The 23,116-nt window shown below is 42.8% G+C and carries 20 protein-coding genes; 16 read left to right on the top strand and 4 right to left on the bottom strand.

Translation table 11 applies throughout. From position 1 onward, the window contains the following. Window positions 1–15: 15 nt before the first annotated feature. The 7 genes from OCV54_RS04200 (at window position 16) to OCV54_RS04170 (ending at window position 6,197) form a co-directional block, all read left to right on the top strand. The gene (locus OCV54_RS04200; protein ID WP_055222742.1) at window positions 16–1,344 is read left to right on the top strand and encodes a Na+/H+ antiporter NhaC family protein; all 1,329 of its coding nucleotides are present in this window, start codon (window positions 16–18) and stop codon (window positions 1,342–1,344) included. 165 nt (window positions 1,345–1,509) lie between these two features. Next, the gene (locus tag OCV54_RS04195; protein WP_055144286.1) at window positions 1,510–2,925 is read left to right on the top strand and encodes an alanine/glycine:cation symporter family protein; all 1,416 of its coding nucleotides are present in this window, start codon (window positions 1,510–1,512) and stop codon (window positions 2,923–2,925) included. Between the two features lie 187 nt (window positions 2,926–3,112). Continuing rightward, window positions 3,113–3,262, top strand: coding sequence for a hypothetical protein (locus OCV54_RS04190; protein ID WP_015535036.1), 150 nt, complete (start codon window positions 3,113–3,115; stop codon window positions 3,260–3,262). Continuing rightward, window positions 3,259–4,188 (top strand): acyl-CoA thioester hydrolase/BAAT C-terminal domain-containing protein, encoded by a 930-nt coding sequence (locus OCV54_RS04185; RefSeq protein WP_022216353.1) that lies wholly within the window; start codon window positions 3,259–3,261, stop codon window positions 4,186–4,188. Before OCV54_RS04190 ends, OCV54_RS04185 begins: the two co-directional genes overlap by 4 nt. A gap of 18 nt (window positions 4,189–4,206) precedes the next feature. After that, entirely contained in the window at window positions 4,207–4,824 is a 618-nt protein-coding gene (locus OCV54_RS04180; protein WP_022216354.1) for an L-2-amino-thiazoline-4-carboxylic acid hydrolase, read from the top strand. Window positions 4,825–5,003: 179 nt separating this feature from the next. Continuing rightward, entirely contained in the window at window positions 5,004–5,273 is a 270-nt protein-coding gene (locus OCV54_RS04175) for a hypothetical protein (RefSeq protein WP_055222740.1), read from the top strand. A gap of 171 nt (window positions 5,274–5,444) precedes the next feature. After that, window positions 5,445–6,197: an alpha/beta fold hydrolase gene (locus tag OCV54_RS04170; RefSeq protein WP_004853039.1), complete on the top strand. Its 753-nt coding sequence runs from the start codon at window positions 5,445–5,447 to the stop codon at window positions 6,195–6,197. Window positions 6,198–6,781: 584 nt separating this feature from the next. On the opposite strand, the gene carB is transcribed toward OCV54_RS04170, so the two are convergent. The 4 genes from carB to OCV54_RS04150 form a co-directional block, all read right to left on the bottom strand. After that, window positions 6,782–10,009 (bottom strand): carbamoyl-phosphate synthase large subunit, encoded by a 3,228-nt coding sequence (carB, locus tag OCV54_RS04165; RefSeq protein ID WP_055222738.1) that lies wholly within the window; start codon window positions 10,007–10,009, stop codon window positions 6,782–6,784. A gap of 375 nt (window positions 10,010–10,384) precedes the next feature. Continuing rightward, window positions 10,385–11,209 carry an amino acid ABC transporter ATP-binding protein gene (locus OCV54_RS04160; RefSeq protein ID WP_055222736.1) on the bottom strand — a complete coding sequence of 275 codons (825 nt, stop codon included), beginning with the start codon at window positions 11,207–11,209 and terminating at the stop codon, window positions 10,385–10,387. Further along, window positions 11,193–11,903: an amino acid ABC transporter permease gene (locus OCV54_RS04155; protein ID WP_004853031.1), complete on the bottom strand. Its 711-nt coding sequence runs from the start codon at window positions 11,901–11,903 to the stop codon at window positions 11,193–11,195. The genes OCV54_RS04160 and OCV54_RS04155 overlap by 17 nt, the downstream gene beginning before the upstream one ends. A 60-nt stretch (window positions 11,904–11,963) precedes the next feature. After that, window positions 11,964–12,854: a transporter substrate-binding domain-containing protein gene (locus tag OCV54_RS04150; RefSeq protein WP_004853029.1), complete on the bottom strand. Its 891-nt coding sequence runs from the start codon at window positions 12,852–12,854 to the stop codon at window positions 11,964–11,966. A 246-nt stretch (window positions 12,855–13,100) separates the two neighbouring features. Between OCV54_RS04150 and OCV54_RS04145 the strand changes: the two genes are divergently transcribed. From OCV54_RS04145 to OCV54_RS04105, 9 genes are all read left to right on the top strand, one after another. Beyond that, window positions 13,101–13,778, top strand: a complete 678-nt coding sequence (locus OCV54_RS04145; protein WP_022216357.1) for a TIGR00266 family protein — start codon at window positions 13,101–13,103, stop codon at window positions 13,776–13,778. 311 nt (window positions 13,779–14,089) lie between these two features. Beyond that, the gene (locus OCV54_RS04140) at window positions 14,090–15,373 is read left to right on the top strand and encodes an aspartate aminotransferase type Ic (RefSeq protein WP_055222733.1); all 1,284 of its coding nucleotides are present in this window, start codon (window positions 14,090–14,092) and stop codon (window positions 15,371–15,373) included. 326 nt (window positions 15,374–15,699) lie between these two features. Then, the gene (locus tag OCV54_RS04135; RefSeq protein ID WP_022216358.1) at window positions 15,700–16,152 is read left to right on the top strand and encodes a 6-carboxytetrahydropterin synthase; all 453 of its coding nucleotides are present in this window, start codon (window positions 15,700–15,702) and stop codon (window positions 16,150–16,152) included. Window positions 16,153–16,221: 69 nt separating this feature from the next. Beyond that, window positions 16,222–16,995, top strand: a complete 774-nt coding sequence (locus OCV54_RS04130) for a Firmicu-CTERM sorting domain-containing protein (RefSeq protein WP_015535029.1) — start codon at window positions 16,222–16,224, stop codon at window positions 16,993–16,995. Window positions 16,996–17,042: 47 nt separating this feature from the next. Beyond that, on the top strand, window positions 17,043–17,648 hold the full coding sequence (xrtG, locus tag OCV54_RS04125) for an exosortase family protein XrtG (protein WP_015535028.1): 606 nt from the start codon (window positions 17,043–17,045) through the stop codon (window positions 17,646–17,648). Further along, complete coding sequence (locus OCV54_RS04120) at window positions 17,620–19,026, top strand: TIGR03111 family XrtG-associated glycosyltransferase (RefSeq protein ID WP_022216359.1); 1,407 nt, start codon at window positions 17,620–17,622, stop codon at window positions 19,024–19,026. Before xrtG ends, OCV54_RS04120 begins: the two co-directional genes overlap by 29 nt. Next, entirely contained in the window at window positions 19,026–20,132 is a 1,107-nt protein-coding gene (locus OCV54_RS04115; RefSeq protein ID WP_055222731.1) for a hypothetical protein, read from the top strand. The genes OCV54_RS04120 and OCV54_RS04115 overlap by 1 nt, the downstream gene beginning before the upstream one ends. A gap of 64 nt (window positions 20,133–20,196) precedes the next feature. After that, entirely contained in the window at window positions 20,197–20,646 is a 450-nt protein-coding gene (locus OCV54_RS04110) for a 6-carboxytetrahydropterin synthase (protein ID WP_022216361.1), read from the top strand. Then, window positions 20,643–23,114: a 6-pyruvoyl-tetrahydropterin synthase-related protein gene (locus tag OCV54_RS04105; protein ID WP_022216362.1), complete on the top strand. Its 2,472-nt coding sequence runs from the start codon at window positions 20,643–20,645 to the stop codon at window positions 23,112–23,114. The genes OCV54_RS04110 and OCV54_RS04105 overlap by 4 nt, the downstream gene beginning before the upstream one ends. Window positions 23,115–23,116 lie beyond the last annotated feature (2 nt).

Here is a 23,116-nt window from a genome sequence, read left to right as displayed (position 1 = left end):
AGAAGAGGGAGAATTATGAAGAAGTCAAATGGTGCGGCACTGATACCTATATACGTCTTTCTTGTCCTGTATCTGGGACTTGGAATACTGTTTGAGTACGTGCTGAAGATCCCGATGGGATTTTACAATATTCCAATAGTGGTCGCCTTTATGGTGGCGATATTTGTGGCATGTCTGCAGAACAGAAAGGTAAGCTTTGATGAGAAGCTTCAGATCATGGCAAATGGACTTACAGACAAAAATATTATAACCATGCTGCTCATATTCCTGACGGCGGGAATATTTGTGGGAGTCGTGGGGCGGAGCAGTGCCGAGAGTGTGGCATACTTTATGCTGAGTATCATTCCGGCGAGATTCTCCGTGGCGGTTCTGTTCGTTGTAGCATGCTTTGTATCAACAGCTATGGGAACGTCTGTTGGAACAATAACACTTCTGACGCCTATAGGAGTTGCGGTTGCCGATGCGTCAGGATTTAATCTGCCGCTCTGTGTGGCGTCCATAATGGGCGGTGCAATGTTTGGAGATAATCTGTCGTTCATATCGGATACTACCATAGCAGCATGTAATGGTCAGGGGTGTGCCATGAAAGATAAGTTCAGGGCAAACTTCTGGATAGCATTTCCTGCGGCGATTGTGACGCTCATAGTAATCTTGGTTAAGTCATTCAATACTGAGATAGGCGGAGTAGTGCACCATGATTACAATATGATACAGATCATTCCTTATGTTCTGGTACTCATAGGAGGAATAGTGGGATTTAATGTGTTTGTAGTCCTGATAGTTGGAATCGTGTCAGGCTCCATCATCATGCTTGCCACAGGGCAGACGGCAGCAGTGGATCTCCTGACGAATATGGGAAGCGGTGCAGCGGGAATGTTCGAGACGAGTATGGTAGCTGTACTTGTGGCTGCCATGTGTTCACTCATCAGAGAGTATGGCGGATTTGAGGCGCTGCTTTCGGCTATAAAGAAGGTGTTCAAGGGTGACAAGGGAGGTCAGCTCGGAATCGGACTTCTGGTTGGAGCCATGGACATAGCCACAGCCAACAATACGGTCGCGATAGTCATGGCAAATCCGATAGCAAAGGAGATGGCAGAGGATTATGGTATATCCCCGAAGAGATCAGCGTCGCTGCTTGATACATTTTCATGCATATTCCAGGGAATCATTCCTTACGGTGCCCAGATGCTGGTTGCAATATCAGCGGTGTCGGAGCTGGGACATGAGATATCAGCATTCCAGATAATCCCAAATTTGTTTTATCCAATACTCCTTCTTGTCAGTTCGCTTGTGTGGATGCTTATAAGAAGTAATGACAAACCACATATGGCAAAGAGACGGTAAAGAATATAGATGGACGAGATTTCGTAATATAATAAATAAATATTCGAAAAAACATGCAAAAAACCAAGAAAAATCTTGAAAATGCGTGTTTTTTCGTTTTTATTTAAGAATTTTTATGCTATAATTTACACTTGTGAATTATAAATAAAAAATAGGAGGAGTAACATGGACGCATTCACAAACTTTTTAGGCAAAGTTGATGATATTGTCTGGGGCTTGCCACTCATAATACTCATCATCGTCTGCGGAATCTATCTGACGATCAGACTTAAGTTCCTTCAGATAGTTCATCTGCCAAAGGCACTGAGATTCATGATCAAGAATGAGGAAGACGGTACAGGAGAGGTGACGAGCTTTGGCGCGTTATGTACAGCACTTTCAGCAACTATCGGTACAGGTAACATCGTAGGAGTAGCAACAGCTATAGGTATCCTTGCCGGTGGTCCTGGAGCACTTTTCTGGATGTGGGTAGCAGCGCTTTTCGGAATGGCAACAAAGTATTCAGAGGGACTGCTTGCTGTAAAGTACAGAAAGATTGACGAGGATGGACACGTTCTCGGAGGACCTTTCTACTACATTGAGAATGGTATGGGTCACAAGTGGAAATGGCTTGCAAAGATATTTGCATTCTTCGGAGCATGCGTAGGTCTCATGGGTATCGGTACATTTACACAGGTAAATGGTATTGCTTCTGCAGTTCAGGCTTTCTTTGATCCTGACAAGGCAAATACAGTATCAATCTTTGGAAATGACTACTCAATAGCCATCGTCATCTCAGCATTTATTCTTGCAATCCTTGTAGGACTTGTCGTAATCGGTGGAATCCAGAGAATATCAAAGGTTTCTCAGATTATAGTACCATTCATGGCAGTTCTCTACATCGTGGTGTGTCTGGTTCTTATCATAGTTAATATAAATAAAGTTCCAGCTGCATTTGAAACAATAGTCAAGTGCGCATTTAAGCCTATGTCATTTGCAGGTGGTGTTACAGCAAGTCTTGCAATAGCCATGCAGAAAGGTGTTGCACGTGGTATCTTCTCGAATGAGGCTGGTCTTGGTTCTGCACCTATCGCAGCAGCAGCAGCTCAGACAAAGGAGCCTGTTCGTCAGGGACTTGTAACAATGACAGGTACATTTATTGATACTATCATCGTATGTACAATGACAGGTCTTTCAATCGTTATGATGGGAAGCTGGCAGGATGGCAGCCTTGAGGGAATCGCAGTCACAACTGATGCATTCCAAAAGGGACTTTTCTTTATGCCAGGTCAGGTTGCAGCATTCATCCTGATGATCTGCCTTGTATTCTTCGCATTTACAACTATCCTTGGTTGGGATTACTATGGTGAGAGGTGTCTTGAGTACCTCACAAATGGCAGCAAGGTTTCAGTTCAGATCTATCGTTGGTTATACATACTTTGCGTATTTATCGGACCATACATGACAGTTAAGGCTGTATGGACTATCGCTGATATATTTAACGGACTTATGGCGATTCCGAATATCATAGCACTGCTTGCACTCAGCAGTGTGGTTGTGGCAGAGACAAAGGATTACTTTGCACGCCACAAGGAACTGTAGGGTTCGATTGAAGTAAATATTTATAATAATTGGGTGAGCATCTACCAGCAGTCAGGCAAAATTTTGTCTGGCTGCTTTTTTATTTGCGAGAGTTTTTTTGATTTATAAAGCAATAACAGTTGACAATAAAGTTAGCAGCGACTAACATTGTGGTTGTTAAGAGAATTGGATCAGGGGGATGTAACAAATGAAAGGTTCTGAGACTATAAAAGAAACACTGCACAAGGCGGATTGTGTCTTATATCCGGTTGGTGACAGAAGAGATAAAGTTGTCATTGTGTTATCAGGCAGCGAGGGCGGTCTGGAGTATACAGGAAAATGGAGGAAAAAGTTGTGAAAAAACAGTTTTTTGAGATCGAGAAGGATGGGTTCTACGGAACATACTACGAGAATCCAAATGGGGCTGACTGTGCATTCATAGGACTGTTTGGAGACGATCCGAATGATTTTATGGCGAAGTGCGGAGCAAAGTGGCTGCACAAAAATGGTGTGAACGCACTCTGCATATCTCCTGGAAAGAAGAATTACAGCCATGTAAATAATCCGCTTGAGAGAATAGAGTCGGCTATTGCATGGCTGAAAAGTCATGGAAACCGGAAAATAGGCATCATGGGAATGAGTACGGCTGGAATGGATTCCATTGTTGCGGCATCGTATTTTCCTGATATCACATTGACATTTGGACTTACGGCAAGTGACTTTGTATGGCAGGGATTTGAACAGGGCAAAAAAGACGGATGTAAGGAATGGCCGATACCGGGTGCATCGACTCTTTCGTGGAGAGGCGAGCCTCTTGCTTATATGCCATTTGTGTATGAGCATCCTGTGTACTGGCAGAAAATCGAGGAGGAGACAAAGGGCTCCGGCGACATTGAGCGCAGTACCTGTCTGTTTATCGATTCGGAGAAGGCCAGAGAACACACAGAAGAGGAAATGATCAAGGTCGAGAACATAAGGGGAAAGCTGTTTTTGATTGGTGCAGACGACGACTCGTTCTGGGAGGCGGGCAAATACATCCGCAGAATGGATCAGCGACTGAAGGAGCGTCCACATACATGTGAGTATGTGCCGCTTGTGTATGAGCATGGAACTCATTTTGTTCTGCCGGAATCGATGCTTCGTATGGCACTTCCGGTTGGACTGAAATTCGTCATGAAGTTTATATTCAAGGCTGCAAAGGATTATCCAAATGAGTGCGAGGCGACGAGAAAGGATATAGACAGAAGACTCTCAGCCGCACTTAAGGAATGGATACAGGAATAAAAAGGGCAGGCGATTAAAATGTTGAAATATGGAATGTATGCAAAAGCTGTGGAACTGCTGTGTTTTAAGCAGGCACTTGCAAGGCTTGCGCAGATATATCCTGATATGGACATGAAGAGATATAAAAGATCCGTGAAGAGAGAGTACAAGGAGATGCTTCTCAGAACTCCCGATATAGGTGGAAGCTCACTGGAGATGAACCTGTATATCGCAGCATTTGTATTTTCACTGCACAAGGCAGAGCCGGATAGGATCACACCTGAAGTTGTGGATGAGATGGTCACTGCGGTGTTCGATTCGCCTTTCATGGTGAAGGCGCATGAGAACAAGAAGTGTACGCTCTTCACTGACAATGTTCAGGACAAAAAGGTGCAGGAGAGCATAGCAAGCCAGACATCAAAGTATGAGCTTGACTGGAAATTCCACTACGAGAAAGGTGTAGACGAATTCTATAACACTTATACGGAATGTGGAATATGCAAACTGGGCAAGAGGGAAAACTGCTTTGAATTCGTTCCGTGCCTGTGCAATATGGATGAGAGAAATTACAGAAATGAAGGAGGCCAGCTTCAGCGTACCAAGACCCTTGGTCAGGGTGATGAATGCTGTGATTTCCATGTCACACTGATAAAATGACGTTAAAATGGACTAGAGTCCAATGTTCACAATGTTAGCCTGTGGATTTACGATGCACTTGCAATTCCAGGCAGATTCGAGGAATATGGATTCTACGAGGAGTCATTTGACCAGCGTTTCCTTGATCTGATTGCGGCATTTGATAAATGCGGCAAATATTTGTATGAGGGGAGCTTGAAATGGTAAATACAATAGCATTTTTACTTATAGTATTTGGGATTATGTTTCTGATTGGTATTGCAATGGCAATACTTGCTTTATATTTCAATATCAAGATGAAGCATCCCATATTTTCAATTATATTTTCAATAATACTTATACCTCTGATTTGTATTCCGATACAATTCACTGGTGGAATCTTGATTTCACGATGCATGCTGATAATTGCTTTGATATATAGTGTGGCAAAGATTGTAATGGCGGTGAAAAATATCAGAGACAATTGTTGAATATGCACTCTTTATGCGAATGCCCTCATTGAGCCGGCAGGCGGCATGATGGGGACAAGTGTATCAGCATGATGCGTAATTGTTGAGCGTTGAATTGGATCATGATGGCAAGAGTTTAATATTTTCATCATGATCTAAAGAAAGAATATGGTATGAGGAAGGAAAAATACAATGACTATCCATGAGTTCGGAAAAGAGAATAAAGAAACGATAATATTGATACATCCATCTGTTGTGAAGTGGGATTACTTTGAGAATGTAATTCCTCTGTTAGAAAAGAATTATCATCTGCTGGTTCCGGCACTTCCGGGTTATGATTTTGACAATGACAATGACTTTACAAGCGTGGAGCAGATTGCATCAGACTTAAATAACTGGATCAAGGCGAAGGGATTCACGGAGATATATGCTGTATATGGCTGTTCTATGGGCGGTTCCGTTGCGCTTATGGTTGCGCTGGGACAGAAGGTTAGAATACAGCATTGTGTAATAGACGGCGGAATCACACCGTATCAGTTGCCATGGATCGTGACACGCTTTATTGCGCTCAAGGATTATCTAATGATGATGATAGGCAGAGCAGGCGGTGTGGCTTTGCTGGAAAAGGCATTTGCTACAGATGACTATTCCAAGGAAGATCTGCAGTATGTTGCGGATGTTCTGAGACATTGCAGCAGCAAAACACTGTGGCGAACATTTGAATCGTGCAATAACTATAAGGTGCCGGATCCTGTTCCGAAGATTGATACGCACATCCATTATTGGTACGCAAAGAATGAAGAAAAAGAGCGGAAAAATGATATAGCGTATATCAGGCGCAGGCTACCTCAGACGGAGTTTGAAGTATTACCGGAACTCGGACACGGCGGACTTGTCTTACTCAGGCCTGAGTTGTTTGAGGAAATGATGAGCAAGTTTCAGTGAGATATGGAAAATATGAGTTAATATACGTTTGACATGAAGGGGGTGGAGAATGCTAATATAATATCAAAAGGTGCAACCGATAGACGGTTAGCCCTGATATTATTGGATACAAAAGTAACCGCTAAAGTTTGTTAGGACTGGGCGGTTATTTTTGTGTCTTATCATTGCTCTTAGAGCCAACGGCATAATCAAGAGCAAAGCAAGTGATGCATAAAGCTGATTATGGCTATAAACTCCTGTGATAAAGGCTAACCGCCTACCGAATAGGGTAGCACCGCATATATCACATCAAACAAATGTTCGACTCTCAGTGTAGGTAGTTTGGCGAGAAGGGTAGCTTGGAGAGAAGTGTAATCAATAAAAAGCGCATAATATTTTCGCAAATTAAAATAAAACCGGGAAAAGGATACAAAGACATTAGAAATTGTATCCTTTTCCTGGTTTTTGTCATTTTAGATAAAATTTTATGCACTTTTGAATGCTGAGAGGTCTTGCTGGCCAACAAATTGTAAACTAGAGCAAGCCTCTAGTCCTTTAACTGGCAATCCGGGCTACCTGAGCGGCAAAGCCGCCCGCGCCCGATATTACTCAGCGTCCTTTATCTCACTGTGAAGCTCCTGCAGTGACTTCACATCGCTGTCACCATGCGCCTGAACGTACAGGATACCCTTTGCGGTTGCTCTTGCGCCTGCAATTGTAGTCACATAAGGAATCTTTGCCTTGATGGCAGCCTTTCTGAGGTAACTATCGTCGTGGGCACTTTCCTTACCGCTCGGAGAATTGATTATCAGGTCTATAGAGCCATTTGTTATAAGATCATTGATGTTTGGTCTGCCCTCCTGGAGTTTTTTGACTTTCTCAGCTTTAACTCCGGCAGCTGTAATTATGGCATATGTTCCGCTTGTAGCAAGGATCTTGAAACCAGCTTGCTCGAAGAGCTGAGCGATCTCGATAACCTCATCCTTGTCCTTTCTGTTTACAGAGATCAGGACAGTTCCGCTTGTAGGAAGGAGAGTCTGTGTAGCCTCCTGAGCCTTGTAGAATGCCTCTCCGTAGTAGGTTGAAAGTCCGAGAACCTCACCTGTAGATCTCATCTCAGGTCCTAAGATCGGGTCAACCTCTGGGAACATGTTGAATGGGAATACAGCCTCCTTAACTCCGTAATATGGTATGTGCTGCTCCTTGAGAGCTGGAACAGGAGATGGTCTTCCTGTGAGCTCTGATGTGATGATATCAGTAGCGATAGGAACCATGCGCACGTTACATACCTTTGATACGAGAGGCACTGTACGGGATGCTCTAGGATTTGCCTCAAGAACATATACCTTGCCTTTCTCAATAGCGTACTGCATGTTCATAAGACCTACGACATGCATCTCCTCAGCGATCTTCTTTGTATATTCTTTGATAGTAGCAACATTCTCAGCAGTGATGTGTACTGAAGGAATGATGCAGGCTGAATCACCTGAGTGAACTCCGGCAAGCTCGATGTGCTCCATAACGGCAGGAACAAATGCGTGAGTTCCGTCGCTTATGGCATCTGCCTCACACTCAAGGGCGTGATTCAGGAATCTGTCTATAAGTATAGGTCTGTCAGGTGTGACACCAACGGCAGCTCTCATATATCCGTCAAGGCTCTCGTCATCGTATACGACCTCCATACCACGTCCACCGAGAACATATGATGGACGGACCATGACTGGATAGCCAATCTTGTGAGCGATCTCAAGTGCCTCGTCAACAGTAGTAGCCATACCAGATTCTGGCATAGGTATCTCAAGTTTATCCATCATCTCACGGAAGAGATCTCTGTCCTCTGCAAGATCGATGACAGCAGGAGATGTACCGAGGATCTTTACGCCGTTCTTCTCAAGGTCAGAAGCAAGGTTAAGAGGTGTCTGACCGCCGAACTGTGCGATGACGCCCACTGGCTTTTCCTTGTTGTAAATGCTGAGAACATCCTCAAGTGTAAGTGGCTCAAAGTAGAGCTTATCTGATGTATCATAGTCAGTTGAAACAGTCTCTGGATTACAGTTTACTATGATAGTCTCAAATCCGAGCTTCTTAAGTGCCAGTGATGCATGTACGCAACAGTAGTCAAACTCGATACCCTGACCGATTCTGTTAGGACCTCCGCCGAGGATCATAACCTTTGGCTTGTTCTCATTTATCGGATTGCTGTCAGGTGCATTGTATGTGGAGTAGTAGTAAGCACTGTCCTTTGTTCCACTTACGTGTACGCCTTCCCATGCCTCAGTAACTCCGAGCTCGATTCTCTTATTTCTGATGTCCTCCTCAGGAATCTCAAGGATCTGGCTGAGGTATCTGTCTGAGAAACCGTCTTTCTTTGCAGTGGTGAGTGCCTCGTCAGATGGGAGAGAGCCCTTGTGTGCTGCGAGTGCTTCCTCTTCCTCAACGAGTTCCTTCATCTGCTCAACAAAGTAGTGCTTAACCTTTGTTATATCGAAAATCTCATCTACTGTAGCACCCTTTCTGAGCGCCTCGTACATGATGAAATGTCTGTCGCTTGATGGATGTGCAAGCATGCGCAATAGTTCATCCTTGCTCTTTGTATTGTAGTCCTTGGCGTAGCCGAGACCGTATCTTCCTGTCTCAAGGCTTCGGATAGCCTTCTGGAATGCCTCCTTGTAGGTCTTACCGATACTCATGACCTCACCTACGGCACGCATCTGGGTTCCGAGCTTGTCCTCAACACCCTTGAACTTCTCGAATGCCCAACGTGCGAACTTGATAACCACATAGTCACCGTCCGGAACGTATTTGTCTAGTGTGCCATACTTACCGCACTCGATATCCTTGAGGGTAAGTCCTGTTGCCAGCATGGCTGACACAAGGGCAATAGGGAATCCTGTAGCCTTTGATGCCAGAGCAGAAGAACGGGATGTTCTAGGGTTGATCTCGATTACGATGATTCTGTCAGATACAGGGTCATGTGCGAACTGTACATTTGTTCCACCGATGACCTCAACAGAGTCAACGATCTTGTATGCCTGCTCCTGAAGTCTCTTCTGAACGTCCTCAGAGATTGTGAGCATAGGAGCGGAGCAGAATGAATCACCTGTGTGTACGCCGAGAGGATCGATGTTCTCGATGAAACATACAGTGATCATATTGCCTTCGCAGTCACGTACAACTTCAAGCTCAAGCTCCTCCCATCCGAGGATTGACTCCTCAACGAGGACCTGACCTACAAGGCTGGCCTGGAGACCTCTTGCACAGACAGTTTTGAGCTCCTCCTTGTTGTATACGAGTCCGCCGCCGGCACCGCCCATGGTGTATGCAGGACGAAGAACAACAGGGTATCCGAGCTGATCTGCGATGGCGAGAGCCTCATCTACAGAGTAGGCAACCTCGCTTCTTGCCATTTCTATTCCGATTGCGTTCATGGATTTCTTGAATTCGATTCTGTCCTCACCGCGCTCAATGGCATCTACCTGAACACCGATGACCTTGACATTGTATTTGTCTAAGATGCCTTCTTTTGCAAGTTCAGCACAAAGGTTAAGTCCTGACTGTCCTCCAAGATTTGGAAGAAGAGCGTCAGGTCTCTCTTTTGCAATTATCTGCTCAAGTCTCTTGACATTGAGCGGCTCAATGTATGTGACATCAGCTGTCTCAGGATCTGTCATGATGGTAGCAGGGTTGGAATTGACCAATACGATCTCGTAACCAAGCTTCTTAAGGGCCTTGCACGCCTGAGTTCCTGAGTAGTCGAACTCACATGCCTGACCGATGATGATTGGACCAGATCCTATTATCAGAACTTTGTTAATGTCTTCTCTTTTTGGCATATTTTTCTCCTTATTGTAAAATGATTCTTGTTCAGAGCGAGAGCACTGAAAACTACATGAAATCACACAAAATAAAGAAGTATTTTAATGTGATTTTAAACATTGCCGGACATCGTTTATTTTCTTTTATAAAAATGCCCAAATTATTGTCATTATAAAGTATAAGAGCCCAAAAGTACATAGCTAATAAGGAAATAAATTGAAAAAATGAACTGAAATATGAAATGGATCAAGAATTAAATTAAAGAGAATTATATTAAAAAGAAACAGGAAACAGCGGATAACGGTCTAAAAAAACCGGCAAGTATGAAATGCCATACATGCCGGATAAACTGCGATATTACAATCTGTCTTAAAAAACACAGATAAAATGTCTTATAACACTTTTGAAAGGAAATCCTTAAGTCTAGGATTCTTAGGGTTGCCGAAGAATTCCTCCGGTGTACCAGATTCAAGAATCTGTCCGTCGTCAATAAATATGACCTTATTGGCAACCTCCCTGGCGAATCCCATCTCATGGGTAACAATGATCATTGTCATGCCTTCGTCTGCAAGAGCCTTCATAAGATCAAGAACCTCGCCGACCATCTCGGGGTCAAGAGCGGAGGTTGGCTCATCAAACAGAATGACATCAGGATTCATGGCAAGCGCACGGACGATGGCAACACGCTGTTTCTGACCGCCAGAGAGAGTAGATGGATATACATCCGCCTTGTCCTCCAGACCGATCCTCTTCAGGAGTTCCTCCGCTTTTGCATGTGCCTCGGCAATGATCTCTGATTTTGTTGTTGTTATTTCCTGCTTTGTCTGCTTTTCCTTGCGGAAGAGATTGGTGACAGGAAGCAGAAGATTATGCCGCTTTGCCTTTTTCAGATCCTGACATCTGACATAGACAGGAGCAAGCATGATATTCTGTATAACAGTCTTGTTGTTATACAGATTGAAATGCTGGAAAACCATACCCATATGACGGCGGTGTATGTTGATATCAACCTTAGGGTCTGCTATATCAACACCATTGAATATAATCTGGCCGCCGGTAGGGTCTTCCATACAGTTCAAACAGCGAAGAAATGTACTTTTACCAGAACCTGAGGGACCGATAACAACCATTATATCGCCTTTGTCTATGGTGATATTGATGCCGTTTAAGACTTTGTTATCACCGAAGCTTTTTTCAAGATTAATGACGTCTATCACTCTTTCTCAGGCTCCTTTCCATTAATTTGATTCCCAGGCTGATGAGAAGCACCATCACGATGTAGATAAGTGCCATGACCAGATAAGGGACCATGAATTCGTAGCTGTTACTTCCGATGTAGTTGAATGCAACGTAGAGATCAGTTGCTCCGACAAAACTTACAACTGAAGTCTCCTTTATTAAAGAAATAAATTCATTTCCAAGGGTTGGCAGAATATTCTTGACTGCCTGAGGTATAACGATTTTGAGCATGGTAGTCGAAAAACTGAGTCCCATGGCACGTCCACCTTCCATCTGACCTGGATCAACGGAGAGTATACCACCACGCATGATCTCTGAGATGTAGGCACCGCTGTTGAGTCCGAATACAAGCATGGCCACCTGAACTCCTGTCATGTGTCCTCCCACTATAGGAAGAAGAACATAGTAGAAGAGAAGGAGCTGTACAACCATAGGTGTTCCACGGAAGAAACCTACATATACACTGCAGATCGCATCCAGAACTCTAGGCAGACGCTTGTACTTTGGAATTACCCTGACGGTAGCAATGAGGGTACCGATTATTATACCGATGATAAGACCGGCAATGGCTATTATCACAGTATTCTTCAGACCCTCGACTACCTTAACATACCCGTTGTTGTCGATGAATATTTCTATGAACTTTTGTATTTTTGTAGAAATGTCTCCCATGAAATATCCTTTCAAACATAATTGGCGTTAATACTAAAACTACTAAATCCGAATTGAAATTTACTGCATTGCGTTAAGAGCAGCAGTGATGCTGGCTGCTGGAGCGGCATCGATGATAACATAGTTGAGGTTACCATTTAAAAGATCCTGAACTGCAAGTGAACCGTTCTTGTAGCCTGTTGAAGTCATAGCAAGTTTTGTGAATCCCCAGTCTGCGTCACCCTCGCAGTAGAACTGTCCGGTAGTACCTGTCTGGAAACCAATCTTCATGTCTGAGCCTTTAGCCTGAAGAATCTTGTTGACATCATCAGCTGTCTTGCAATCATCAAACTCTGTATTGTCTGATGTAACGATAAGCTTCTGAGAAGCCTTGTAGTATGAATCTGAGAAGCTTACATACTCCTCACGGTCTGGCTTTATAGTAAGACCTGCCATAGCGATATCACACTTGTGCTGACCAACTGAGAGACATACAGCATCGAAATCCATGTTCTGGATAACGAGCTCCTTGCCAAGCTTGTCTGCGAGAGCCTTAGCTATCTCCATATCGACACCATAGTAGTTCTCACCCTTTGTATACTCAAATGGCTCGAATGCAGCATTTGTTGCAACTACAAGCTGATCCTTGTTTGCATCGAGTGTTGCCGACTCAACGGCAACTGGCTCGCCGTCACCAAAATAGTGATTGCAGATCTCCTCAAATGATCCATCCTCGTTCATTGACTTGATGAAATCATTGACCTGTGTTAAGAGCTCAGGCTGATCCTTATCAACACCGAAAGCATACTGCTCGTCTGTAAGGTCAATCTCTATGACCTTTGCAGTCTTCTTTGATGATGAAGCACTCTCTGAAGCTGCCTCCGAAGAGTCATCCTTGCTTCCACAAGCAGTAAGAGCTGTCATAGCCAGAACTGCTGACATTGAAATTGCTAATAAGTTTTTGAGTTTCATTTTTACATCTTCCTTTCATATTTTATCTGAATAAATATACCATTGTGTTTCAAAAAAAGCAATTAATATATGAAAAAACTCGTTCCAAAAGTGGGAAAAAGTGAGATGCCTAATAAAAACAGGCTTTTATTCATGATTTATAAATAAACATTGTTATATGAATAGTATTTACTATATAATACATTTGTACCAATTAAAAAAATGAAACTCATATTAAATATGAAGAATACAGGGAGGTCAGATTATATGAGATACGAGATCAAAGGCGGCATGATGCCTGTGGTAGAAATCATTCTGGAGGCAGGGGAATCTATAAACTGCGAAAAAGGTGCAATGGTATGGATGTCTCCGAATATGCAGATGCAGACATCAGGTGGCGGAGTAGGCAAGATGTTCACCAGAGCCATATCCGGTGAATCGATGTTCCGAAATACATATACGGCTCAGGGGGGACCTGGACTGATAGCATTCGGTTCAAGCTTTGTGGGAAATATTATGGCGGTTGAGATAGGACCTGGCAAGGAGATCATTTGTCAGAAGTCAGCATACCTTGCATCGACACCGGGAATCAATCTGGAGATAGCTTTTCAAAAGAAGATAGCCGGTGGGTTCTTCGGAGGTGAGGGATTTATTATGCAGAGGATTACAGGTCAGGGAATAGTGTTCCTTGAAATCGATGGTTCTGTTGTGGATTACATGCTTGCACCGGGACAGCAGATGGTCATTGACACAGGTTATCTTGCAATGATGGATGCAACATGTTCCTTAAACGCAGAGACAGTAAAGGGTGGTGCCATGAATATGTTCTTTGGAGGAGAGGGATTCTTCAATACAGTGGTAACTGGTCCTGGCAAGATAACACTTCAGACCATGCCGAAGTCGCAGCTTGCCGCTGAGATAGCATCCATGATACCATCTAAATAACCAATAGAGCCATATATTTAAGCCGACCCCAAAAGAACACTGCAGCATCTTTCAATGTCGGCTAACTTGAAAATAAAAAGTTAAATATGAAATTTTGACGAAAATATAGTCGAATACAGTGATTAAACTTAGATTTTTCAACCAAAATTTGCAAAATACTGCAAACTTATGCGATTAAGGTCTAGACAACCGGAGAAATAAATTATATGATACAAGGGTTGAACGTTAGGATAGTCTATTTGATGTAGAATATTTTGACGTGCAACCTGGACATATAACTATAACATTGTTAGGTAGCAAGGGAGACTTTTATGAAAGCGTACAGTGAATTATCAAGAGAAGAGTTAATGGAACTTAGAGAGCAGCTGCTTGCGGCATATGAAGAGAAGAAGGCTCTTGGCCTGAACCTTGATATGTCAAGAGGTAAGCCATCACCAACCCAGCTTGGAGTATCTGTTGGTCTTATGGATGTTATCAACAGTGATTCTGATATGAAGTCAGAGTGTGGCATAGACTGCAGAAACTATGGGTGCCTTGATGGAATTCCAGAGGTCAAGAGACTTATGGCTGAGATGATGGGAACCACTGAGGATCATATCTTCATCGGTGGTAACGCAAGTCTTACTCTTATGTTTGACACTGTATCAAGGGCATATACACATGGAATAATGGGAGAGACACCTTGGTGCAAGCTTGACAAGGTGAAGTTCCTCTGCCCTGTTCCAGGATATGATAGACATTTTGCCATCACAGAGCATTTTGGAATAGAGATGATCAACATACCTATGTCAGAGACAGGTCCAGACATGGATATGGTTGAAGAACTTGTAAATTCAGATCCAACAGTAAAGGGCATATGGTGCGTGCCAAAGTACTCAAACCCACAGGGAATCTGTTACAGCGATGAGACAGTAAGAAGATTTGCAAATCTAAGACCAGCAGCTAAGGACTTCAGAATCTTCTGGGACAATGCATATGTCATCCATCATCTGTATGAGGACAATCAGGTAGAGATACTTGATATCATCGGAGAGTGTGAAAAGGCCGGCAATCCGGATATGGTATTTGAGTTTGCTTCAACATCAAAGGTAAGCTTCCCTGGTTCAGGAGTTTCAGCTATGGCTACATCACATGCAAATCTTGAGGATGCCAAGAAGCATTACACAATACAGACCATAGGAAACGATAAGGTAAATCAGCTCAGACATGCAAGATACTTCAAGAACCTTGATGGACTCAAGGAGCATATGAAGAAGCATGCTGATTTCATGAGACCAAAGTTTGAAACAACTCTCAAAGTTCTTGAGGAGGAGCTTGATGGACTTGGAATTGGTTCATGGATCAAGCCTCTCGGCGGATATTTCATATCATTTGACGCTATGGAAGGCTGTGCAAAGGCTATAGTTGCCAAGTGCAAGGAGGCAGGAGTTATCCTCACAGGCGCAGGAGCAACATTCCCATACCACAACGATCCAAAGGACAGCAACATCAGGATCGCACCTTCATTCCCAACACCAGAGGAGATGCATCAGGCAACAGAGATATTTGTTCTCTGCGTAAAGCTTGTAAGTGTTCAGAAACTGCTTGAGTCATAAATGGCAATGTCGGGGCAATAATGCAGATATAGATAAAAAGATCTCATTCATATGGATGGGATCTTTTTTTGACTCTTCACATCATGACTGTTTGACTGATTCTGTGACTATTCAATCAATAACACTCAAACAGATAATAAAATGTGAACAGCGCAATCGGTTGAAACGTTCTGACTATACATAAAGTTACAAAATGTTCATAAAACAGACATTATTTTGGCAATTTTTCATCATTGATATATCACAATGATGTACTTATAATTTAGAGATGATAAGAATGAGTCTTATTAAGTTGAAATAGAAGTTTATGGTCGGGAGGGGTATGGTTGTTTAACTACTATATATACAGAACCTACTTTAATGCAAAACATAGTTTTAATGGCGACATAACGAAGATACATGGACACTCATTTACAGTTGTCACTTATATAGGTATGAAGGATAGTAAAGAGGATATTCCCTTTTTTAAGTTGGAAGCAATCATCTCGTCATTTATAGATCAGTATAGGGGACGGTATCTTAATGAACTTCCTGAGTTTGAGGGATGTGGTAATACCCTTGAGACAATAGGCGACTACTTCTACGAGAAATTGCGAAAACAGCTTATGAAAAGTGGTATGGAGTTATACCAGCTTGATATATCTGAGAATCCGCTATGTGTGTATCAGGTATCTGACAGGATGCTGCTGCCGACCATGAACATGGATACAAGCAACAGAAATTATCAGAAGATATTTGATGATATATTGAAACTTGAGAGTATGACAGGACTTAGCTGATATAGATGAAATATATACATATATAAATTGAGCAATGAAAATATACTACAGAGATGAGGCGTGATGAGTATGAAGAAAAGAGAATCGTATAAGAAACATTTGAACAGAGGCGTTATGGCTGTTTCTTTCGCTGTTATTTTTATAGTTTTTTCTATTATGGGCGGCAGAATACAGGCATTTGCGGATGATGCAGTTGCAACCCAGACAGATGCGGCAAAGAGCAATTCAAGTGGACCTGTCACAACAGGGCTTGCCATAGATGGATATTACGGTGAATGGAGTCAGTATCCATCTGCTGATATAACATATAACAGCAACAATGGCTATTCGGTTCACAAGGGACAGATTGCGATAGATGGCGACAGGCTGTATGTGCATTTTTCCATGAATGACCTGTACACATCACAGATGCAGTTCCAGTTCTGGAACATTACAGTAGATGGTAAACAGTGTGTGCTCAATGTATTACCTGTGAATTCAGATGGTTCGATCAACTGGTCGGGACAGATGTATAATCTAGGTGAGGGAATATACAGGAATTTTGGTGTGTTCGCAGGTTACTATACAGATATAGATGGCGATGTGGCATTTACGGTTTATGATGCAGCACACACTGAGACGGGAAAGGGTGATGAGATAGAGTTTTCAATATCAATGAAGAAACTGGCTGATTATCTGGGTATAAACATTGATCAGGGGGCGACTATCACAGTGTCCAACCCTAATATCGGCGCGCAGGGCGTAACTATAACCGGAACTCCGACAGGTCCGTGGGCAGGGGCAGCTATGGCGATGGCACTTGCAACAGGCGGAGTGTTTGTGTGCAGAAGAAAGAAGAGGTAAACCCTCGTATAATAAAATTACTATGTGAAAAGGAGACAGAACACAGGATGAACATACTGTTGATCGTAACGTTTATTATATGGATATATGTGCTTACGGTTCTAAAACGTGGCAAACTCGAATTCTGGTATTTCATTGCAGGCAGTGTGGGTCTCTTTATATACATGCTTATACTGGTTGAGCCGGTCATTCTTGCCCCACTGCAAAAAGCAGTATCCGCAGTGGCAGGGATGTTTGGGGATATGACTGGAATATACGAGTCTTATTTCAACAAAAATGTAATATTTATATCCACAGGGGATACAAACCTTTCAATGTATATAGACTATGAGTGCTCAGGCATCATAGAGATACTGGCATTTTTGGCGCTCCTGTGGTTTTTTCCTTTGTATCACACATATGAGAAAAGCGTGCTCAGCGTAGTGGGAGGATTTGCGATATTTGTGTCAAATGTACTCAGGATATTTGTGATCTGCCTCATAATATATATGTTTGGAGAAAGTTCATACTTCATTGCCCATACGATAATAGGGCGTCTTGTGTTCTATGCATGCACGGTTGCACTATATTTCTTTGTATTTACAAAGTCGCAGATAATAAGACAGAAGGTTGGAGGTTTTAAGTTTGACGCACATAATGCAGATATTTCATAGTTCTATTATATTCTGGGCAGCCTGGGTCATCATACCTATAGTTATGGAGATCATTCCGACCATAGGCAACTTTGTGATACTGATAAAGAAAAAGATAGTGTCACATAAGGAGAAGGCAGTAAACTTTTCACCTGAGATAACCATGATAATACCGGTGTACAATCAAGAGCACAGTCTTAGACGGTGTATCAAGTCAATTAATGATTCAAGTTACCCAAATGATAAGATATATATACTTGTCGTCAACAACATGAGTACAGACAGAAGCTTTGAAGTGTTCTGCGAGTGTCAGGAGGAGTTTCCGGAACTTACCATGAACTGGGTAAATTCAAAGCAGGGCAAGTCTAAGGCACTGAACCTTGGGCTTTTCAACAGCTTTGGCAAATATGTGATCCATATAGACAGTGACGGTGTTCTGCAGAGGGATGCCATAAGAAATATGGTCGTAAAGTTTGAGAGAAACGCTGATATTGACTGTATGACGGGTACAATCATGACAAATCCTGAGATGATAGACGAGACAAAGGGATTCGGACTTCGCCTGCTCAGAAAACTTGAGTTTTTTGAGTATGCCCAGGCTTTTCTTGCCGGAAGAAACTTTCAGTCAGAATTCAACAACATATTTACACTTTCCGGTGCTTTTTCAGCGTTCAGACGTTCCACCATCATGAGAACCAATATGTACAATACGGATACAGTGTGCGAGGACACACACGTAACATTTCAGATAAGAGATGTGCTTGGTGAAAGTGTGGTTCTCTGCAGTGAGGCGATATTTTACGTTGATCCGATAGAAGACGTGAACAGATTGTATATCCAGAGGCAGAGATGGCAGCGTGGGGAGATAGAGGTTGTCCATATGTTCATGAAGAACAGAATGAATGTGGTCAGGGGATTTTTCTCGGATTTCATAGTTAGACTTGTCATGTTTGATCATACATTTGCATTTCCGCGAATGATATGGTACTTCGCACTAATATGTCTGGGATTTGTGAATTACCCATTTAGTCTTATCATACAGTCGGTCATCATTATGTACATGCTGTATGTTTTTACCACAGCACTTCTTTATATATGTATAAGCCTGTTTTTAAAGCCCTTTAAAAAGCTTAGAAGATACTATGTGCGAAAAATTTATCTGATATTTCTGCTGCCACTTTACAATTTTGTTGTATTCTGGTTCAGGTTTGCCGGAATAATAAATTCCATGAAGTCAAAGGGCAGCTGGAAGATGCAGACTTTTTCAGATGAAAGGGATACGGCAGTGGGCGTAGTAAGGAGCGATTTTCTGCGGTTTACACACGGACTAGATAAGGTACGCAGATTTGTCAACTATCCTGAGGATGAGCTGGCAGGTGCACATGAGGAGACCAGATGATGGACAGATCTACAGATAAAAATACAGAGAAGAGAAAAGAAAATAAAAAAACGTACAGGGGAAGACTGGTGGCAGCATTTGTAGTTGTTTTGGTCACCACTTTGCTTGAGATCATATATTATGGATACCATATCATGGACAACAGGGACAATGTTGTACATTCGTTTAAGAATGAACAGGACAGCACAGCGCAGATTATTGCAGATGGGCTGGCTGGGAAATCGGAGGATGCGATGATACATTTCATAAGACATTCTGTGCCGGTATCCGGAACTACGTGGGGATTCATTCTCAAAGATGGCAGAGTGCTGTATATGAAGGATGATGATACAACAAAGAATCTGGAGAATATATCATCTAAGGCGGAATTTGAACTCTATATGGAAGATTTGGGCGGAATAGTCAGTGAGGCGTCTGTGTCTGGAACAGAGTATGTGTGTGGTGTATTTACAGACAAAGATTATGTTCTTGAGGAGTATGGAACCTCAAATATGGAATTCTACATTGTGACAGCCGTTATAGCTACGATACTGGTGTTTGGATGTATATTAATTGAATTTGCAGGGAGGATTGGACATGAGGGAAGAAAAGTTATTGCGCTGCAGTCCGATCTTACAGAGCGGAATGAAAAGTTTGATGAGTATGAAAGACTGACAGACCAGTACGAGGAAGAACTCAGAAACAGGGATTTCGATAAGACGGAGATAAAGAGGGAAGGTTACTATGATTTGGAGATAGTTGACACGCTGTTGTCGAAATCTTCGGATACTGAACTTTTTCCGATCACTTTTATGTTCATTCGCGTCAGGATGGGAGACAGGTATTTCTCACGGGATGCCATTTTCAGGATCATGGACTTTATAAAGGGTTCCATGGGAAAAAATCATGTTACAGCGGAACTTTCAAAGGGATATTTCGTGGTGATCATGTACAAGACGGATCTTGCAGCAGCTGAAAAGACGAGAGAGGAAATGCTGTCCAAATGGGAGGCGTTTTCTAAAGGAGCGGAGCTGGAGACTGTACTCAGAGAAGTTGTATCCACGGAAAATCCAAGAAATACATTTTACCATGAGAAGGACAGATTGCTGGACCTTGCGAACTGGTAAGGCGGCTGCAGATGAGAACAAATTCAAATGATGTTGAGTTCAAATGTTTTGAGAGGTGAATTATATGAGGTTCAGACAGTATAAATTCAAATTCTATCTGAATGCCAGACATGGCATATACAAAAATGGACTCATGGGAGAAATACATCCCCACACATGGGAGATTGTGATAAATGTTGTCAAGGGACGTGATGAGACTGTCAAGTTTCACCATCTTGAACACAGGGTTGAGGAGTTTTTAAGTGCATACCAGGACAAGACGTTAAACGATGTTCCGCCGTTTGATATGATCAATCCGACACTTGAGAATATATGTGAGTATTTCAAGGAAGAACTAACGAAGATATTGAACAGAAACGGTTGGATATTTCTCATGATGGAGATCAGCGAGTCCCCATCGATGTCGTATGTGGTAAGTCTTATCGACGATAGTTACACGGAGGAGATGCAGACGATAAACTCCATAACTGACAGGATACTCAAAGATATAAAGGAAAATGACGAGACCAAATGACAGAAAAGGATAAACTCAGCAGGAGAAAACTTAATATTTATTTCGCTCTTGGTGTGGTTGTCCTTGCCGCACTGGCAGCGGTTGGAGTCATACACTTTAAGAACGTAGTGACTGAACCATCGGGAAATGATGTATGGGGGCATATGTACAAGTCGGAGTATCTCTATAAGGCACTGAAACGTGGACAGATATATCCTCTGTATGACGAGACATGGTATAACGGAATCCAGTTATACAGGTACTGGCCGCCTCTTTCATATTATATAACAGCACTTCTCATGTGTTTCACGGGGGGAAATGTGATAAATGCATATTACCTCTTGTTCGGCGTGTATATATTCTTCGGCGGACTGGCATTTCTGCTCATCGGCAGAAGAATCGGAAGGCCTGTATTTGGAACAGCACTTGCTGTGCTGTGGTTCTTCATGCCTGAAAATGCGAGAATGTACATTGATGAGGGCAATATGCCGAGAATGGTCGTGTCCTTCCTTCTCCCATATCTCATATATTTTATCTGGGTGTATCTCAGGGAAGAGAAGAGATGGGCACTTGCCGGGATTCTCATATTTACAATGCTCATAACCGTTACCCATATCATGATGATAGCTATGATCGGAATAGGAACTTTCTTGTTTTTGTTGTTCGATCATCACAGGAAAATGGGTATAAGACGTCAGGTGATCATCCTGCTCACGATGATATGTGGCATACTCATCATGGGAGTGTGGCTTGTGCCATCACTTTCGGGCGGAATATCATCCATGGATTCCGAGGCAGCATCAGATGTAATGACGATGTGGATGTCTGATCTTTCTTCATCGCTCAATCCGTTAAACCGTATAAATGGAGATATCGGCGCATTTTATTTTGGAATATCCGTTGTCCTGCTCTCCATAGCGGGAATTTTGCTTGCAGATAACAAGAAAAAATCAGGATTTATCCTGGCTCTTGTAATCCTTGTGCTCACGACACCGGATGTTCTGCCGATACTTCGAAAGATGCCGATGAGTCAGGCACTCTGGATGACGCGATTTACAGTTATAGCATATGGATTTTTCTTCCTGTCGCTCATAGAGTGGGAGCGGCTCAGAAAGCCATTTGTGATTGCCTCGGTGATCATACTTGTGGTGGATGCGATACCGTCATTCACATTTGAGAGGTACAGCGTTCCGGCAAATGATGACGGTGTGGCTGTGGCGGGCCTTTTGAGGGATAACACAAGTCAGAGGGCATCGCTCATGGATCTTTCAAGTCTCGGTTCCTATCCATCGTACGGAGTGTGTACAGATGGGGGGGCGTCATATACATTTGGATGGGCATGGCAGGGGGCTGCGACCGCTGACAACATAATGCTGCTCAACCAGGCACTTGAGAATGAACAGTATGATTATCTGTTTGACAGATCGGTCGAGCTTGGAGACGATACAGTTGCAATTGACAGAAAGTATATAGGTGCAAAGGGAAAGACTCTCGATGATGTCACTGCAAGCGCAAAGAAGAGTGGCTACACGTTGACATATGAGTCGGATAAGGTGTGCCTGTTTAAGCTTGATGGTCCGGAGGAGTTCGGTGTTGTCACGCAGTATGATGGCATTGTCATAGGTGACTATGCGGATGGGATAACCCTTGCATTTCCTTCTTTTAAGGCAGGAATGTCCTCAAATATAGAGGATTATTCTACGGACGAACTGAAAAGCTACCATACTGTAATTTTGACCGGATTCTCATATGACACCAGACAGAAGGCTGAGGAGATGGTGAGATCTCTTGCGGATTCTGGTGTAAATGTTGTCATAGACATGACACATGTCCCAGCGGACAGCGCAACGAGGCAGCATGTATTTCTTGGAGTTACGGATATGTCTGTATCATTAAAGTCCAGCTATCCGATTTTTAGCTATGACGGTGAGCAGATATCTACTACAGGATTTCCTGATGATATGTCAGAGTGGAATACCGGATATATAACCGGAGCCATGAACGTGACAGGTACATTCGCTTATGAGATGGAACAGCTTGCATTTGCAGCCACGGACGAGAACAGTCAGAATATCAAATATGTGGGACTGAATCTTTTGTACTATTATAGTGTGACAGGGGACAGCGGTGCAGAGAAGATAGTTGAGGATATTCTTGGCGTGAGCCCGGAGGATCTTCCTGAGAGAACGCTGATTCCTATAAGTAGTGAGATAACGGACGGTGGAATGGTGATAACAGTAAATGATGCTCCGGCAGATATTGCTGATGGAGCCGTGATAAATACTACTCTTGCATATCAGGATATTTTCGTATCTGATTCGGAGATAATGGATGAAAATAATATGCTGTGTGTTGGAACAGGAGTGACAAACATAAAGTTTAAATATCCATTATTTTGGCCAGGAGTGTTGGTGAGTATAGTAGGATTTTGTGGAATGAGTGCAATATGGATACTAGCGTGTAAAGATTACGGAAAGAAAAAAGATTGACA

This window comes from Coprococcus aceti, assembly GCF_025567285.1.
In the GTDB taxonomy this organism is placed as follows: Bacteria; Bacillota; Clostridia; order Lachnospirales; family Lachnospiraceae; genus Coprococcus; species Coprococcus aceti.
Note: the sequence above shows the minus strand (reverse complement) of the source record. Positions and strands in the feature narration are given on the sequence as shown.